The 18,304-nt window shown below is 67.2% G+C and carries 9 protein-coding genes and 3 rRNA genes; all 12 read right to left on the bottom strand.

The features are described from left to right. Positions 1 to 26: 26 nt before the first annotated feature. Entirely contained in the window at positions 27 to 2,090 is a 2,064-nt protein-coding gene (gene mrdA, locus J2S55_RS27010; protein ID WP_306866397.1) for a penicillin-binding protein 2, read from the bottom strand. A gap of 67 nt (positions 2,091 to 2,157) precedes the next feature. Continuing rightward, the gene (gene mreD, locus J2S55_RS27005; RefSeq protein WP_306866395.1) at positions 2,158 to 2,688 is read right to left on the bottom strand and encodes a rod shape-determining protein MreD; all 531 of its coding nucleotides are present in this window, start codon (positions 2,686 to 2,688) and stop codon (positions 2,158 to 2,160) included. 2 nt (positions 2,689 to 2,690) lie between these two features. Continuing rightward, positions 2,691 to 3,734 (bottom strand): rod shape-determining protein MreC, encoded by a 1,044-nt coding sequence (gene mreC, locus J2S55_RS27000; RefSeq protein ID WP_306866391.1) that lies wholly within the window; start codon positions 3,732 to 3,734, stop codon positions 2,691 to 2,693. After that, entirely contained in the window at positions 3,734 to 4,765 is a 1,032-nt protein-coding gene (locus tag J2S55_RS26995) for a rod shape-determining protein (RefSeq protein ID WP_306866388.1), read from the bottom strand. The genes mreC and J2S55_RS26995 overlap by 1 nt, the downstream gene beginning before the upstream one ends. A 190-nt stretch (positions 4,766 to 4,955) precedes the next feature. Further along, a complete protein-coding gene (gene ndk, locus J2S55_RS26990; protein WP_271223390.1) occupies positions 4,956 to 5,366 on the bottom strand; it encodes a nucleoside-diphosphate kinase in 411 nt (136 codons plus the stop codon). A 94-nt stretch (positions 5,367 to 5,460) separates the two neighbouring features. Continuing rightward, positions 5,461 to 7,770, bottom strand: coding sequence for a hypothetical protein (locus J2S55_RS26985; protein WP_306866382.1), 2,310 nt, complete (start codon positions 7,768 to 7,770; stop codon positions 5,461 to 5,463). A gap of 11 nt (positions 7,771 to 7,781) precedes the next feature. After that, positions 7,782 to 8,120 carry a DUF4233 domain-containing protein gene (locus tag J2S55_RS26980; protein WP_306866379.1) on the bottom strand — a complete coding sequence of 113 codons (339 nt, stop codon included), beginning with the start codon at positions 8,118 to 8,120 and terminating at the stop codon, positions 7,782 to 7,784. A gap of 26 nt (positions 8,121 to 8,146) precedes the next feature. Beyond that, positions 8,147 to 9,439, bottom strand: a complete 1,293-nt coding sequence (locus J2S55_RS26975) for a bifunctional folylpolyglutamate synthase/dihydrofolate synthase (RefSeq protein ID WP_306875582.1) — start codon at positions 9,437 to 9,439, stop codon at positions 8,147 to 8,149. Positions 9,440 to 9,562: 123 nt separating this feature from the next. Next, positions 9,563 to 9,679 (bottom strand): 5S ribosomal RNA (rrf, locus tag J2S55_RS26970). Between the two features lie 144 nt (positions 9,680 to 9,823). Then, positions 9,824 to 12,947, bottom strand: a 23S ribosomal RNA gene (locus J2S55_RS26965). Between the two features lie 415 nt (positions 12,948 to 13,362). Further along, positions 13,363 to 14,885 (bottom strand): 16S ribosomal RNA (locus J2S55_RS26960). The 16S, 23S and 5S rRNA genes sit together here, the layout of an rRNA operon. Positions 14,886 to 15,515: 630 nt before the next feature. Next, positions 15,516 to 18,101 (bottom strand): valine--tRNA ligase, encoded by a 2,586-nt coding sequence (locus tag J2S55_RS26955; RefSeq protein ID WP_370879704.1) that lies wholly within the window; start codon positions 18,099 to 18,101, stop codon positions 15,516 to 15,518. Positions 18,102 to 18,304 lie beyond the last annotated feature (203 nt).

The following is an 18,304-nucleotide window of genomic DNA, read 5'->3' as shown; positions in this document are numbered from 1 at the left end:
ACCGCCGTGCGCGGTGGTCGTGCGGCTCATCGCGCCACCGTGCCGTCCCGTTTGATCATCGGCGGCTCGGCGGCGGGGCGGTGGGCCGGCAGTGCCGCCTTGGTCTGCCCGCCCGTGGGCGTGAAGCCGTAGATGCCCTCATAGATCTTCCGCGCGGCCGGAGCCGCCGTCTGAGCGCCCATGCCGCCCTGGGAGACCATGACGACGACCACGAAGCGCGGCTTGTCGGTCGGCGCGAACGAGGCGAACCAGGACGTGTCGGCCTTGCCGTAGACCTCGGCGGTGCCGGTCTTGCCGCCGATCCTCACCTTGTCCATGGGGAACCCGACGAAGGCCCCGGCCGCCGTACCGTCGGAGGGGACGTCGCTCAGCGCCCCCTTGATGTAGGCCCGCTCCTTCGCCGAGATCGGCAGCTTCCGCACCACCGGTACCTTGATCTCCTTGACCATGGTGCCGTCCGGCCGCACCAGCGCCCAGCCGAGCCGGGGACTGCGCAGCTTGCCGTCCCCGACCAGCGCCGCGTAGGCCGCCGCGAGCTGCAACGGGGTCACCAGGACGTCGCCCTGGCCGATGGAGAAGTTGGCCGCGTCACCCGGACGCCACTGGTAGCCCTCCAGGCAGTTCTCGTACGCCAACTGCTTGAGGAAGGCCGCCCGGCTGGGATCGCTCTTGGCCACCTCCGGATAGCCGGTCTTGGCCCGTTTGCAGTTGTCGGCCTTGGTGGCCGACCAGAGGTCCTTCTTCCACTGCCGGTCGGGGATCCGCCCGGCCGACTCGCCCGGCAGGTCGACGCCCGTCAGGCTGCCGAACCCGAAGGCGCGCGCCATCGCCGCCATCGGCTCCTTGGTCCTCGCCTTCGGCTTCAGCCCGCCGTCGCGCAGCCACTGCTCGTAGGCCGCCCTGTAGAAGATCGTGTCGCAGGACTTCACCAGCGCCGTGTGCAGGGTGAGCGTGCCGAGCCCGATGCCCCGGAAGTTGTTGAACGGCCGGCTGCCCACCATGTAGGAGCCCGGGCAGTCGTATTGACCGTTGAGCGGGTAGCCGTCCCGGAGCATCGCCGCCACCGACGACACCTTGAACGTCGAGCCCGGCGCGAACTCCCCCTTGATCGCCCGCGACACCAGCGGCTTGCCGACCTTGCCGGACAGCAGACGCTGGTATTCGGCCTCGGAGATGCCGCCGGTCCACACCTTGGGGTCGTAGGTCGGCGCGCTGGCCAGCGCGATCACCCGGCCGGTCTTCACGTCGAGGACCACCGCCGCCGCGCCGTCGGCCGTGGGCGCCGACTTCATGGCCTCGGCCAGGGCCTTCTCCGTCACGGCCTGCACCTTGGCGTCGATGCTGGTGATGAGCGTGTCGCCGGGCGTCGGCGGCACCTGCCGCTCCACCCCGATCACCTTGCCGAGCCGGTCGACCTGCATCCGCCGTATCCCGGGCACCCCCCGCAGGGCACTGTCGTACACCGACTCCAGACCGTCCCGGCCGACCAGGTCCACCCCGGAGAAGACCGCCTTGGACCCGGCCCGCCGGTCCATCTCGGCCTGCGTGATCGGCTGCAGGTAACCCAGCGCCTGCGCGCCCGCGCTGCTGCCCGGATATTCGCGCACCGCCTGCACCTCGGCGGTGACCCCGGGGAACTCCTCCTGCCGCTCCAGGATCTGCAGGGCCTCGCGGGTGGTGACGTGGTCGTCGATCGGGATCGGCTGGTAGGGCGAGCCGGGCCAGCAGGGCCTGGTGACCCCCGGCCCGCACGCCCTGATGCGCTCGCGCAGCTCCGCGGGCCGGCGGTCCAGCACCGAGGCGAGCCGTTGGATCACGCCCCTGCCGTTGCCCTCCATCCGGTTGAGACTCGTCCGGTCCACCGACACCACGAGCCTGGTCCGGTTGCGCACCAGCGGCCGGCCGGCCGAGTCGAGGATCTGCCCGCGCACCGCCGGCACCACCACGTCGCGGGTGCGCGTCTCGGTCGCGGCCACCACGAACTCGTCGCCCCGCACCACCTGCACCTGCCAGAGCCGTACGGCCAGCAGCGCCAGCAACGACACCACCAGCACCTGCAGCACGACCAGTCGGCCCCGCATCCGGGTCATGTCCGCTCCTCGCCCCACGGCGCGCCGGGACACGGTCCGGCGATCCCGTGCCCGTCGACCCGCCGGCTCATATGCGCCCCCGCGCCAGATGTCTCACCGGTTGCAGGCCCCGCCTCCGGGGCCCCCGGACGACTCTCGTCACCACCCACACCATCGGTGGCACGGCCAGCAGGTTGTAGAGGGCCGCCTGGGGCAGCGTCGCCGTCAGCATGGGCTGGCTGATCCGGTCGTCGCCGAGCAGCGCGCCGACCGCCACGGCGACCAGCGGGCCGACGGCCGCGCAGGCCAGCGCCGTGAACAGCCCGGCATCCGGATAGCTCTCCCCCACCCGCCCGGCCAGGAACCCGATCAGGCACAGCACCAGCGCCTGCTGCCCGAGCACGTGCGCGGCGGGCGGCAGCACGTCACCGGCCAGCCCCGCGCAGAACCCCGCGACCGCGCCTGCGGAGGAGCCGCGGACCAGTGCGTAGCCCACCACGGTGAGCAGCACCAGGTCGGGCGCGCCCGCCCCGGGCAGCGGCAGCCGGTTGACGACCGTCACCTGAAAGACCATGACCAGCAGGAACAGCCCCACCGAGAGCACGTCACGCCCGCTCACCGTCAGATCCCCTCCCCCGGTGCGCCGGGACCGCGCAGCGCCTCGGGCTGCTGCGTGACCTCCGCCCTGTCCGGCACCGCGGGCCTCTCGGAGGCCTCGGGCCTGGGCGAGGCGTCGGGCTCCGGTGAACCGTCGGGCCTGGGCGGCGCAGCGGGCTTGGACGGCGCAGCGGGCTTGGGTGGCGCTGCGGGCCGCACCGCGTCACGCGGCCCGCGCCGCGGCGACTGCACCACCACGCCGACCACGTCCAGCGCGGTGAAGTCGGCGTACGGCCGCGCGTAGGCGATCCGGGTCAGCTCACCAGGCGTGGCCTCCACCCGCTCCACCACCCCGATCGGCACCCCCGCCACGTACGGCACGCCGCGCTGGGAGCCGAAACTCACGATCCGGCGGCCCGGCACGATCTGCGCGGTCGAGTCGAGCAGCCGGAAGCGGAGCTGGCGGCCGCTCTCCCCGATCCCGTGGACCACCCCGATCTCGTTGCTCCCCTCCAGCCGCGCGCCGGCCGCCGAGGCGGGGTCGCTGAGCAGGACCACGGTCGAGGTGGACGTCCCCACGTGGACCACCCGTCCCACCAGGCCGTCGCCGTTCAGCACGGTCATCTCCGGACGCACCCCGTCGGCGCCGCCCACGTCGAGCTCGACGGCCTCCTCGAATCCGGGCGTGCCCCGCCGGGCGATCACCTGAGCAGTAACGATCTTGTATCCGGCGGTCCCGGCAACCCCCAGCAGACGGCGCAGCTCGGTGGAGTGCCGGCGGTCCAGGCTCTGCGCCACCAGATCGCGTCTGAGCCGCTGGTTCTCCGCGCTCAGCGCGTCGATGCGGCGCTGCGCGTCGGGCGCGCCCACCATCGTCTCGAAGAACCGGCCGACCGGCCGGACGACGCCGGCTCCCGCGCTCTCGGCGGTGCCGAACAGGGTCGTGCCGACCCCCCGCAGCGACCCGAGCGGAGAGTCGTCACCTGCCCGATGGTCCACGGTCATGAGCACGAGCGCCGCGGCCAGCAGCAGCCCTAGGCTCACCCGTGCCCGACGCGTGTCTTTCATCAGTGCCGCGGCTCCGAGACCAGGACCTGCTGCAAGGCCTCGAAATCCTCGACGCACTTGCCGGAGCCGAGCGCGACCGAGTCGAGCGCGTTGTCCACCAGGTGGATCGGCATGCCCGTCTCGTCCTTGAGCCGCTCGTCCAGGCCCTTGAGGAGCGCGCCACCCCCGGTGAGCGCGATCCCCCGGTCCATCAGATCACCGGACAGCTCCGGCGGGCACTTGTCCAAGGTGGTCTTGACCGCGTCGACGATCGTGTTCACCGGCTCCTCGGTGGCCTTGCGGACCTCGTGAGCCGACACGATTATCGTCTTGGGCAGGCCGCTGACCAGGTCACGGCCCCGGATCTCGGCATGCCCCTCCTCGGGGAGCACGCAGGCGGAACCGATCGCCATCTTGATCTCCTCGGCGGTCCGCTCGCCGAGCATGAGCGAGTATTCCTTCTTCGCGAAACTGATGATCGCCTGGTCCAGCTCGTCGCCGCCCACCCGGATCGACTGGCTGGTCACCACACCGCCCATCGAGATGATCGCCACCTCGGTGGTGCCGCCGCCGACGTCGACCACCATGTTGCCGGTCGGCTCGTGCACGGGGAGCCCCGCACCGATCGCGGCCGCCATCGGCTCCTCGATGATGTAGACCTGGCGCGCTCCCGCCTGGTAACCGGCCTCCTTGACCGCCCGCTGCTCGACCCCGGTGATCCCGCTCGGCACCGCGATGATGATGCGGGGCTTGGCGAAGTGACGGCGCCTGTGCACCCGCTGGATGAAGTAACGGAGCATGCGCTCGGTGACGTCGAAGTCGGCGATGACGCCGTCCTTGAGCGGCCTGATCGCCACGATGTTGCCGGGGGTGCGGCCGATCATGCGCTTGGCCTCGATGCCGATCGCGACGATCTTTCCCGTGGTCGTGTTGATGGCGACGACCGAGGGCTCGTTGAGCACGATGCCGCGACCCCGAACATAGACGAGTGTGTTGGCGGTGCCGAGGTCGACTGCCATGTCGCGGCCGAGAAAAGAAAGCTTGCTGCTCATGGGGAAGGCGACCCTCCTCCCGTGGGATCGTCGGCGAAAACTACAGAACGCACTCGAATCGTAACGTGACGTACCCACCCTTGAGCGCAATGAGCCCGCCAGTTCCAGGAAAATCTTAAGACGTGTCAAATACGTCGAGCCTCGTCATCCCCAGGGATGACGAGGCTCGACAGGGCCGGAGGCCAGGGACCTAGAAGCGGTCCGGGAAGAAGAGCTTGATCTCACGGGCGGCGGACTCGGGCGAGTCGGAGCCGTGGACCACGTTCTCACCGATCTCCAGGGCGTGGTCGCCGCGGATGGTGCCGGGGGCGGACTTGACCGGGTCGGTCAGGCCCGCGAGGGAGCGGAAGGCCTCGATGGCGCGGGGGCCCTCGGCGACCAGCGCGACCAGCGGGCCGGAGGTGATGAACTCGACCAGCTCGCCGAAGAAGGGCCGCTCGGAGTGCTCGGCGTAGTGCGACTTGGCGGTGTCGGCGTCCAGCGTGCGCAGTTCCAGCGCCGCGACCTTCAGGCCCTTGCGCTCGATCCGGGCGATCACGTCGCCGATGAGACCACGCGCGACACCGTCGGGCTTGATCAGGACAAGAGTGCGCTCGGACACTGAGGTTCTCCTTTGAACGGGGAGGATGACTCGCGGACTGCGATGAACGCGCGAAGTTTACCGCCCTCGGCCCGATTCCCCATGCTCGGCGACGTCATGACCGGGTGGGCCCGTCCCCCAGCGCGTCTTCCGGGGACGGCGTGGGCGGCGGCACCACCGGCAGGGTGCCGGTCTTGTCCGGCCGCGGATCCGGCTGTGGCCTGGGATCCGGCTGCGGCCTGGAGAAGGGTCCGGGCCGGTCTCGCCTGTCCTGTCCGGGCCCGCTGTCGCCCTGCCCGTCCCGTCCCGACCTGCGGCCGTCCCGCCCGTCCTGTCCGGATCCGCGATCCCGTCTGTCCTGTCCGGATCCGCCGACGTCCTGCCCGTCCTGTCCGAGCCTGCGGCCGTCCTGCCCGTCCTGTCCGGACCCGCGGCCGTCCCGTCCCGACCCGCCGACGTCCTGCCCGTCCTGTCCGAGCCTGCGGCCGTCCCGCCTGTCCTGTCCGGACCCGCGGCTGTCCTGCCCATCCCGTCCAGGCCTGCGGCCGTCCTGCCCGTCCCGGCCGGACCCGCCGTCGCTCTGCCTGCCCTGCCTGCCATGCCTGTCCTGCCCAGGCCCGGCACCGCCTGCGCCGGCCTCCGGCCCCCTCTCCGCCACGGCGCCGGCCTCTCGCGAGGGCTGGAGGCCGGCGAGAGGCTCCAGCTCGGTGGCCGGCTCCGGGATCATCCCGGGCTCGGCGGCACGCCGGACAGGTGGGCGCGGCCATGCCGCAGCCTCCGATGCCGGCGCCTGCCAGGTGGGGGTGGGCGCCTCGGTCCCCGGAGGGCTCTGGACGCCGGAGTCATCGAACGCCCCGGCCCGGGACGCCTCGGCCGGTGCGGCGGCGTCCGGGCCCGCCGGCACAGGCCCGGTGGAGGCGGCGGGCCCGGTAGATCCGTCGGCCCCGGCGGTCGTGGCGGATCCGTCGGACCCGGCGGTCATGGCGGTGCCGGCCGTACCGGATCCGTCGTCTCCGGCGTCTCCGGCGTCTCCGGCGGACGGGGACCGGCGGGCCAGGACGGCGCAGAGCACGATCACCGCGACCACCAGGCCACCACCCATCAGCGCCCACAGGTGGAGGGCGCCGACGAACCCGTCGACCAGCGCCTGGGAGGTCGTGGCCTCCTTCAGCCGGATGACCTGGACACCGCTGCCCAGCAGGAAGCCGGAGAGCACAGCCGGGAAGAACAGCGACAGCGCGAAGAGCGCCGCCCCCGGACCGGACGAGCGCAGCGCGGAGGTGAGAGCCACCGCCGCGCCGACTCCGAGCAGCACGAACGGCAGGATCAGCGCCGGCCCCTCGGCGGCGGGAAGGAGCAGCCGTACGGCGCACAGCCCGGCCACCACGACCACCAGGCCACCCGCGCCGACGAGGGGCAGGGCTCCGTCGCCCAACCGGCTCACCAGTGCCGCGGCGGCGACGCCCGCGACCCCGGCGATCACGAAGGCCGGCCACAGCCCGGACAGGCCCGGACCGCCGAGCCCACCGAGCTCGACATAGGTGACCTGGGCGGCGGTGGGCAGGACGACGACGCCCACCGCGAGCATCGTGTAAGCAGGCACCCGCCCGCCGGCACCGGCGAAGGCGCCGATCCAGAAGAGCGCGAGGACCGACACCACAGCCGCCAGGACCAGCAGCCCCGGTGGCCAGTCGAAGGTGCTGCCCAGGGCCAGCGCGGTGATGCCCACGGCCGGCACCACCGCCGTCAGCGGGCGTCCACGCTCGGCGGTGGCCGCCCCGCCGGCCGCGGCGCTCTCACCGCTCCTCATCCAGAGCACGAGATAGACCGCCGCCAGCACGAGCGCAACGCCCGTGAGCATCGGATAGGGCTGGAGCGTGACCCTCCAGGACCTCACCTCGTCCAGGGGCCACAGAGCGAGCGCCTGGGCGGTCAGGAGGCTCACCGCGAGCATGCCTCCCCACACGGCACGCAGGAACGGCGAGCGCTCCGAGACCGCCACCAGGGTGGCGGGCACCAGCAGGCCCGCACCGACCCCGTGCAGGACCCGCAGCATCCCCACCAGCGGCGCGGAGTCGGCGTAACCCCCGGCCGCGTCGGCCAGCGCCAGCAGGGTCAGCCCGGCGACCAGGATCGGCGCCGCCCGCACCCGGCGCACGGCGACGGCGGCCAGCGGCACCGTCAGCACCATCGCGGGCAGCGCCAGCCCGTGCGCCCGCACCATCGCGATCTGCGAGATCTCGGGCGGGAGCAGGGCGGCCACCACCGAGATGGTGTTGGGGATGGCGACGATCGCCAGCGGGAGGACCACCGCGACGAGCAGTCCGAGGATGACGTCGAGCACCGTGGAGACACCGAGCGTGCGCGCCAGGCCCTCGGGCCCGGCGGTCACCGCCCGGGTCGGTTGAGTGGGAGGGACGGCCATGTTGGCCGACTTTAGCGGGAAGTCACGCCCTCGACACGGCGAGCGACGAATATCGCCGTGATCCACAGTGCGGCGAAGATCGCGCCCAGGAAGAACATGGTCGGAACCAGGAAACCCGCGGCGATGGCGAGCACCTGGATCACACTTCCCATGATGTAGGCGAACGGACGTTTCAACATGCCCGCGACCAGGACGCACAAGACGGCCAGACCGATCCCGACGGTCACCGCGACGGTCGGCTCGACGTTCTGGGTGTTGATCGCCACCGGGGTGAACAGCCCGATGACGATCGCCTCCATGCCCAGCACGCTGGCACAGAGCCGCCGCATGCCCGGGGTGACCGTGATCAACCCTCGCCTCTCCTCCGCCGCCCCGCTCACGTGGGCTCTCCCGCCTTGAGGAGCAGCCGGGCGTCTCCGGCGGTGACCACGGAACCGGTGATCAGCACCCCGGCCCCGCTGAACTCGCCCATGGCGTCCGCCATCTCGATCGCCCGGTCGATCGCGCCGTCCAGCCGCTCGACCTGGTGGACCCGGTCCAGTCCGAAGATCTCCTCCGCGAGCGCCGCGAGTTCGTCGACGTCCATGGACCTGGGCGAGGAGTTCCGGGTCACCACGATCTCGTCCATCATCGGCTCCAGGAGCTCCAGGATGCCCTGGACGTCCTTGTCCTCGAACACCGCCACCACGCCGATGAGCTTGGCGAAGTCGAAGGACTCCTGGACGGCCTCCAGGGTGGCCTGGATCCCGCCCGGGTTGTGCGCGGCGTCCACCAGCACCGTGGGGCCCCGCCGCACGACCTCCAGCCTGCCCGGCGAGCTCACCTGCAGGAACGCCTGCCGCACCAGCTCGGCGTCGAGCGGTTCGTCTCCTACGGTCAGAGCCTCGACGGCGGCCAGGGCGCAGGCCGCGTTGCCGGCCTGGTGCGCGCCGTACAGCGGGAGCATGACCTCCTCGTAGGTCCCCTTGAGGGTCTTGAGGTGGAGCAGCTGGCCGCCGATCGCGAGCTCCCTGCCGAGCACGCCGAACTCCAGCCCCTCGCGGGCCACGGTGGCCCCCACCTCGGCCGCCCTGTGCAGCAGCACCTCGGCGGCGGGGAGCTGCTGCTGAGCCAGCACGACTGTCGCCCCGGGTTTGATGATGCCGGCCTTCTCCCCCGCGATCGTCGCGATGTCGGGGCCGAGATAGTCGACGTGGTCCAGGGAGATGGGGGTGATGACGGCCACGGCGCCGTCGGCGACGTTGGTGGCGTCGAAGCTGCCACCCATGCCGGTCTCGATGACGGCGACGTCGACGGGCGCGTCGGCGAAGGCCGCGAAGGCCATCGCCGTCAGGGTCTCGAAGAAGGAGAGCCGACGCCCTTGGGCGTCGATCATCTTGAGGTACGGCTCGATGTCCTCGTACACCTCGACGAAACGCTCCTCGCTCAGCGGGGCTCCGTCCACGGAGATCCGCTCGCGCATGGAGACCAGGTGCGGGCTGGTGAAACGGCCGACACGGAGGTTCCGCTCACGCAGGATCGTCTCGATCATCCGCGTCGTGCTCGACTTGCCGTTGGTGCCGGCGACGTGCACGACCGGATAGGAGTGCTGTGGGGAACCGAGCACGTCCATGAGCGCGGCGATCCTGTCGAGAGTGGGCTCGAAGTTCCACTCGACGCCGCGTTCCATGATTGCCAGTTCAACCGCTCGATAGTCCACGTCCCAAGCCTACTGACCTCGCGGGCGGTCCTCCTCACAGCCCCGGAACGCAGGAAAGGCCACCCCCGAAGGGGTGGCCTAACCTGAATGATTGTCCGGCGGCGACCTACTCTCCCACACCGTCCCCGGTGCAGTACCATCGGCGCTGAAGAGCTTAACTTCCGGGTTCGGAATGTAACCGGGTGTTTCCCCTTCGCCATAACCGCCGTAACACTATGAAACTGTCAAACACACACGTGTCGCGGTGTTCGCTGTTTCAGAATCGCATAGTGGACGCGGGCAACAACCCTGATCACGCGCTGCTCCGGACCCGGCGAAGGGACCAAAGCGCTGCAGTGACCAAGAATATGCTTTGTGGTCAAGTCCTCGGCCTATTAGTACCGGTCAGCTCCACACATTACTGTGCTTCCACCTCCGGCCTATCAACCCAATCGTCTATTGGGAGCCTTACCCCTCACGGGTGGGAGACCTCATCTCAAGGCGAGCTTCCCGCTTAGATGCTTTCAGCGGTTATCCCTTCCGAACGTAGCCAACCAGCCGTGCTCCTGGCGGAACAACTGGCACACCAGAGGTTCGTCCGTCCCGGTCCTCTCGTACTAGGGACAGCTCCTTTCAAGTCTCCTGCGCGCGCAGCGGATAGGGACCGAACTGTCTCGCGACGTTCTAAACCCAGCTCGCGTACCGCTTTAATGGGCGAACAGCCCAACCCTTGGGACCTACTCCAGCCCCAGGATGCGACGAGCCGACATCGAGGTGCCAAACCATCCCGTCGATATGGACTCTTGGGGAAGATCAGCCTGTTATCCCCGGGGTACCTTTTAGCCGTTGAGCGACGGCGCTTCCACAAGCCACCGCCGGATCACTAGTCCCAGCTTTCGCTCCTGCTCGACCCGTCGGTCTCACAGTCAAGCTCCCTTGTGCACTTACACTCGACACCTGATTGCCAACCAGGCTGAGGGAACCTTTGGGCGCCTCCGTTACTCTTTAGGAGGCAACCGCCCCAGTTAAACTACCCACCAGACACTGTCCCTGATCCGGATCACGGACCGAAGTTAGACGTCCAAAACGACCAGAGTGGTATTTCACCAATGACTCCACCATCACTAGCGTGACAGCTTCACCGTCTCCCACCTATCCTACACAAACCGTTCCAAACGCCAATGTCAAGCTGTAGTGAAGGTCCCGGGGTCTTTCCGTCCTGCTGCGCGTAACGAGCATCTTTACTCGTAGTGCAATTTCGCCGGGTCTGCGGTTGAGACAGCGGGGAAGTCGTTACGCCATTCGTGCAGGTCGGAACTTACCCGACAAGGAATTTCGCTACCTTAGGATGGTTATAGTTACCACCGCCGTTTACTGGCGCTTAAGTTCTCAGCTTCGCCACATTACTGCAGCTAACCGGTCCCCTTAACGTTCCAGCACCGGGCAGGCGTCAGTCCGTATACATCGTCTTACGACTTCGCACGGACCTGTGTTTTTAGTAAACAGTCGCTTCCCCCTGGCCTCTGCGACCCCCACCAGCTCAGGGAGCAAGTCCCATCACCAGCGAAGGCCCCCCTTCTCCCGAAGTTACGGGGGCAATTTGCCGAGTTCCTTAACCGCAGTTCACCCGATCGCCTTGGTATTCTCTACCTGACCACCTGAGTCGGTTTCGGGTACGGGCCGCCACGACACTCACTAGAGGCTTTTCTCGGCAGCATAGGATCACCCACTTCGCCACAATCGGCTCGGCATCACATCTCAGGATACATGGACCGCGGATTTGCCTACGGTCCTCCCTACATGCTTACCCCAGGACTACCATCGCCTGGGCTGGGCTACCTTCCTGCGTCACCCCATCGCTTACCTACTACCAGATCAGGCCAGGCGTTCACTCTGACGCCGCCCCCGAAGGGGCAACCGAGTTAAGGACCCTTAGTATCACTGGATTCAGTATTGGCGCATCGTAGCGGGTACGGGAATATCAACCCGTTGTCCATCGACTACGCCTGTCGGCCTCGCCTTAGGTCCCGACTTACCCTGGGCGGATTAGCCTGGCCCAGGAACCCTTGGTCATCCGGCGCAGAAGTTTCTCACTTCTGATTCGCTACTCATGCCTGCATTCTCACTCGCACGGCCTCCACAACTAGATCACTCTGCTGCTTCGCCGGCCGCACGACGCTCCCCTACCCATCCACACACCTAAACCACAAAGGCTCGGACACATGTGTGAATGCCACGACTTCGGCGGTGTACTTGAGCCCCGCTACATTGTCGGCGCGGAATCACTTGACCAGTGAGCTATTACGCACTCTTTCAAGGGTGGCTGCTTCTAAGCCAACCTCCTGGTTGTCACTGCGACTCCACATCCTTTCCCACTTAGCACACGCTTAGGGGCCTTAGTCGGTGGTCTGGGCTGTTTCCCTCTCGACTACGGAGCTTATCCCCCGCAGTCTCACTGCTACGCTCTCACTTACCGGCATTCGGAGTTTGGCTGACGTCAGTAACCTTGTCGGGCCCATCGGCCATCCAGTGCTCTACCTCCGGCAAGAAACACGTAACGCTGCACCTAAATGCATTTCGGGGAGAACCAGCTATCACGGAGTTTGATTGGCCTTTCACCCCTAAACACAGGTCATCCCCCAGGTTTTCAACCCTGGTGGGTTCGGTCCTCCACGCGGTCTTACCCGCGCTTCAACCTGCCCATGCCTAGATCACTCCGCTTCGGGTCTACAGCATGCGACTCAAACGCCCTATTCAGACTCGCTTTCGCTACGGCTCCCCCACACGGGTTAACCTCGCCACACACCATAACTCGCAGGCTCATTCTTCAAAAGGCACGCAGTCACATCACAAACAGGCAAGCCTGTTTACGCTCCTACGGCTTGTAGGCACACGGTTTCAGGTACTATTTCACGACCCCTCACCGGGGCGCTTTTCACCTTTCCCTCACGGTACTTGTTCACTATCGGTCATCAGGGAGTATTTAGGCTTACCAGGTGGTCCTGGCAGATTCACACAGGATTTCTCGGGCCCCGTGCTACTTGGGATCCCCTCAAACAGTCGACAAGATTTCGCCTACCCGGCTCTCACGGTCTCCGGCGCAACTTCCCAGAAGCTTCGACTATCCCATCGATTTCTCACTGTTTGGAGGAGCGGCAGCTCCTCCCAGAGGGTCCCACAACCCCGCACACGCAACGCCTGCCGGCTATCACACGCATACGGTTTAGCCTCTTCCGCTTTCGCTCACCACTACTCACGGAATCACTAATTTGTTTTCTCTTCCTACGGGTACTGAGATGTTTCACTTCCCCGCGTTACCACCAACCGCCCTATACATTCAGGCGGAGGCAACACCACATGACTGGTGCTAGGTTTCCCCATTCGGACATCCCCGGATCAAAGTCAGGTTGGCGACTCCCCGGGGCTTAACGCAGCCTCCCACGTCCTTCATCGGCTCCTGATGCCAAGGCATCCACCGTGTGCCCTAAAAAACTTGGCCACAAAGATGCTCGCGTCCACTATGCAAATCTCAAACAACAAACAGCGACCGCACCCACCCCACCACCAAACACCCACACCAGAAGCTGAGGCAAAACCCCAACCCCGGCCAGGCCGGTATGACAGGAGGACGGTCCCGCACGAGGTCACACAGACCACGAAGCCCGCCACAGGCAGGCTCCGCATCCGGTCCGTTTCCTCAGGACCCAACAGTGTGTCCGGAACCCCGGAACCCCTCGACCCGCGTTCCCACTCCCGACCCCCGTGAGGAGGATGGGCGGTACTAGCCGGTCAGCGATCCCGCTGAACCGAGTAGCCAGTGCTCCACTAATGAGCGTGCCGAGCGTGAGACGTACGCTCACGGACCCGGCCTGGACCAGACCCTCAAAGCTGAGGATGTGGCCGATGCTCCTTAGAAAGGAGGTGATCCAGCCGCACCTTCCGGTACGGCTACCTTGTTACGACTTCGTCCCAATCGCCAGCCCCACCTTCGACCGCTCCCCCCACAAGTGGTTGGGCCACGGGCTTCGGGTGTTGCCGACTTTCGTGACGTGACGGGCGGTGTGTACAAGGCCCGGGAACGTATTCACCGCAGCGTTGCTGATCTGCGATTACTAGCGACTCCGACTTCATGGGGTCGAGTTGCAGACCCCAATCCGAACTGAGACCGGCTTTTTGGGATTCGCTCCACCTCACGGTATCGCAACCCTCTGTACCGGCCATTGTAGCATGTTTGCAGCCCAAGACATAAGGGGCATGATGACTTGACGTCATCCCCACCTTCCTCCGAGTTGACCCCGGCAGTCTCCAATGAGTCCCCACCACCCCACAAGGGAGCGTGCTGGCAACATTGAACAAGGGTTGCGCTCGTTGCGGGACTTAACCCAACATCTCACGACACGAGCTGACGACAGCCATGCACCACCTGTCACCCGATCCGAAGAGGCACCCATCTCTGAGTGTTTCCGGGCGATGTCAAGCCTTGGTAAGGTTCTTCGCGTTGCGTCGAATTAAGCAACATGCTCCGCCGCTTGTGCGGGCCCCCGTCAATTCCTTTGAGTTTTAGCCTTGCGGCCGTACTCCCCAGGCGGGGCGCTTAATGCGTTAGCTACGGCGCGGAAACCGTGGAAGGTCCCCACACCTAGCGCCCAACGTTTACAGCGTGGACTACCAGGGTATCTAATCCTGTTCGCTCCCCACGCTTTCGCTCCTCAGCGTCAGGTAAGGCCCAGAGAACCGCCTTCGCCACCGGTGTTCCTCCTGATATCTGCGCATTTCACCGCTACACCAGGAATTCCGTTCTCCCCTACCTACCTCTAGCCAGCCCGTATCGAATGCAGACCTGGAGTTAAGCCCCAAGCTTTCACACCCGACGTGACAAGCCACCTACGAGCTCTTTACGCCCAATAATTCCGGACAACGCTTGCGCCCTACGTATTACCGCGGCTGCTGGCACGTAGTTAGCCGGCGCTTCTTCTGCAGGTACACGTCAACTTCGTCCCTGCTGAAAGAGGTTTACAACCCGAAGGCCGTCATCCCCCACGCGGCGTCGCTGCGTCAGGCTTCCGCCCATTGCGCAATATTCCCCACTGCTGCCTCCCGTAGGAGTCTGGGCCGTGTCTCAGTCCCAGTGTGGCCGGTCGCCCTCTCAGGCCGGCTACCCGTCGTCGCCTTGGTAGGCCGTTACCCCACCAACAAGCTGATAGGCCGCGAGTCCATCCCCAACCGAAAAAACTTTCCACCACCATCCCATGCGGGAAGTGGTCGTATCCGGTATTAGACCCAGTTTCCCGGGCTTATCCCAGAGTCAGGGGCAGGTTACTCACGTGTTACTCACCCGTTCGCCGCTCGAGTACCCCGAAGGGCCTTTCCGCTCGACTTGCATGTGTTAAGCACGCCGCCAGCGTTCGTCCTGAGCCAGGATCAAACTCTCCAAACAATGTCTACAGAGTTGCTCCCGGCTGAAAGCACCCACCACCGGCAAAGGTGGCGGTGTCATCAACCAAAGGAATCCGTCCTCCCACACACGTGGGTGGGACGGGGTTGTGCTTCATGCACTGGCTTTTAACACACTGTTGAGTTCTCAAGAAACGGACGCGTTCTCCGTCACCGTGACCATGGTCCCGGCTCCGGGGCGTTCCATTCCGCTTTTCCATCTTATCAGGCCCGCCCGGTCTGTGTCAAACTGTCGCTTTCCGCGTCAGCCGTTCCAGACCCGCCGAACCCGCTAGGATGTCGACCACTCCGCTTCCGGAGCAACCCTTCTAACTTACTCCGACATCCAGCTCTTGTCCAATCGTGCGGACAGGTCCGGATTATCGGTTTCAGTTCAGAGGGGGGTGCAGGAGCTCGCCCTGCCTGAAGAACTCTAGCAGTCCGCCTGGGTTCTCATGACCCACATCGCGGTAACAACTAGGTCTTCCCTGGGTCAGGGACCTTCAAACGCGTGAGCCCGGAGCCACCGGCTCCGGGCTCACTGGTCCGACCCTGCGCCCGCGATGCGGCTCAGACGCACTTCAGATGCCTGCTCAGCCGTGCGGACGCCCCCGCCGCGTCGCAGGCGACCTGTTCAGCCGGCGGGGAGCGCCGCCAGCTGCGCGGCCAACCGCGTGATGTCCTGGTCGGCCTGGGCCGCCCGGGCCCGGACCTTGGCCACCACGTCGTCAGGCGCCTTCGACATGAACTGCTCGTTGCCGAGTTTGGCCGCCACCTGCGCGGCCTCCTTCTGCGCCACGGCGAGATCCTTCTCCAGGCGCTTGCGCTCGGCGGCAACGTCGATCGTGCCCGCGGTGTCGATCTCCACGACGATCCCGCCGACGTCGAGGCGGGCCGTGGCCGCGAAGGACTCCGACGGCTGGTCGAGCCGGAGGAGCGACCGGACCGCCCCCTCGTGCGGGGCGAGAGCCGTACCGGCGAGCGACAGGCGGGCGGCGACCCGCTGACCAGGCTTGAGGCCCTGGTCGGAACGGAACCTGCGGACCTCGGTCACCAGGCCCTGGACCGCGAGGATCTCCTCCTCGGCGGCGGCGTCGCGCAGCGACTCCTGGACCACCGGCCACGGCGCGACCACGATCGACTCGCCTCCCGTGACCGCCCGCCACAGCTCTTCGGTGACGAACGGCACCAGCGGGTGGAGCAGCCGCAGGAGAGAGTCGAAGACGTGGCCCAGCACGAGCCGGGTGTGCTCCTGCCCCGAGGCTATCTGGATCTTGGCGAGCTCCACGTACCAGTCGCAGACCTCGTCCCAGGCGAAGTGGTAGAGCAGGTCTGAGATCTTGGCGAACTCGAACTCCTCGAAGGCCGCGTCCACCGACGCGACGATCTCCTGGAGCCGGGAGAGGATCCACCGGTCGGCCGCGGTCAGTTCCTCGACCGGGAGCTCGCCGACCGCCGCGCCGTTCATCAGCGCGAACCGGGTGGCGTTCCAGATCTTGTTGCAGAAGTTGCGGGAGCCTCCGGCCCACTCCTCACTGATCGCCACGTCGGAGCCGGGGTTGGCACCGCGCAGCAGCGTGAAGCGGGTCGCGTCGGCGCCGAAGCGCTCGACCCAGTCGAGCGGGTCCACCACGTTGCCGAACGACTTCGACATCTTCTTGCCGTACTGGTCGCGGACCATGCCGTGCAGGGCCACGGTCCGGAAGGGAGGCCGGCCGTCCATGGCGTAGAGGCCGAACATCATCATCCGGGCCACCCAGAAGAACAGGATGTCGTAGCCGGTGACCAGGACGGAGGTCGGGTAGAACTTGGCCAGCTCGGGCGTCTCGTCCGGCCAGCCCAGGGTGGAGAACGGCCACAGTCCGGAGGAGAACCAGGTGTCGAGGACGTCCGGGTCCTGGACGTAGCCGGCGGGCGGCTCCTCGTCCGGGCCGACGCAGACGACCTCGCCGGCCGGGCCGTACCAGACCGGGATCCGGTGACCCCACCACAGCTGCCGCGAGATGCACCAGTCGTGCATGTCGTCGACCCAGTCGAAGTAGCGCTTGGCCAGCTCCGGCGGATGGATCTTCGTCTGGCCGTCGCGGACCGCGTCACCGGCGGCCTTGGCCAGCGGGGAGACGTTGACGAACCACTGGAGCGACAGGCGGGGCTCCACCACGGTCTTGCAGCGCGAGCAGTGGCCGACCGAGTGGAGGTAGGGCCGCTTCTCGGCGACGATGCGGCCCTGCTGGCGCAGGGCGGCCACGACCGCGGGCCGGGCCTCGAAACGGTCGAGCCCCTGGAACGGGCCGTGCGCGGTGATCACACCGCGCTCGTCCATGACCGCGATCGCCGGAAGCGAGTGGCGGCGGCCGATCTCGAAGTCGTTCGGGTCGTGCGCCGGGGTGACCTTGACCGCACCGGTGCCGAAGGCGGGGTCGACGTGCTCGTCGGCCACGACCGGGATCCGGCGCCCGGTGAGCGGGAGCTCCACCTCGCGTCCGACGAGGTGCGCGTAGCGCTCGTCGGACGGGTGCACGGCCACGGCGGTGTCACCGAGCATGGTCTCGGCGCGGGTGGTCGCGACGACGATGGAGTCTTCTCCCTCGCCGTAGCGGATCGAGACGAGCTCACCCTCGTCCTCGCTGTGCTCCACCTCGATGTCCGACAGGGCGGTCAGGCAGCGCGGGCACCAGTTGATGATGCGCTCGGCGCGGTAGATGAGCCCGTCGTCGAAGAGCTTCTTGAAGATCGTCTGGACGGCGCGGGAGAGCCCGGGGTCCATGGTGAAGCGCTCGCGCGACCAGTCGACGCCGTCGCCGAGCTTCCTCATCTGGCCGAGGATCCGGCCGCCGGACTCCTCCTTCCACTGCCACACCCGCTCGACGAACGCCTCCCGGCCCAGGTCGTGGCGGGACAGGCCGTCCCTGGCGATCTCTCGCTCGACGACGTTCTGGGTGGCGATGCCGGCATGGTCCATGCCCGGCAGCCAGAGCGTCTCCTGACCGCGCATGCGGGCGCGGCGGGTCAGCGCGTCCTGGATCGAGTGGTCGAGGGCGTGGCCGATGTGCAGGACACCGGTCACGTTCGGCGGAGGCAGGACGATGCTGTACGGCTCGCGTTCGCTGCTCGGGTCCGCGGCGAAGTGTCCCTCCGACACCCAGCGCTCGTAGCTCCGGGTCTCCACGTCGGCAGGGGTGTACTGGGTAGGCAGCTCTGGCGTCGTCACGGTGTCCAATTCTAGGGATGTCCAGATGGTCGATGGCCCATGGCCGCAAGATTGGAGGCCGAGCGGCTGGAGCTCGCCCCGGCGCCCGGGTCCACCACCTGACCCGCGTCCGGCTGCTGTCCGGCCGGGCGGCCCCCGGCGGTCGCTCCATCGGGCGGGGCCGGGAAACGACGGCGCCCCCGCAGAGACTCTCTGCGGGGGCGCCGGAGGTG

This window comes from Streptosporangium brasiliense (assembly GCF_030811595.1).
GTDB lineage: Bacteria > Actinomycetota > Actinomycetes > Streptosporangiales > Streptosporangiaceae > Streptosporangium > Streptosporangium brasiliense.
This window is presented reverse-complemented; position numbering and strand designations above follow the sequence as displayed.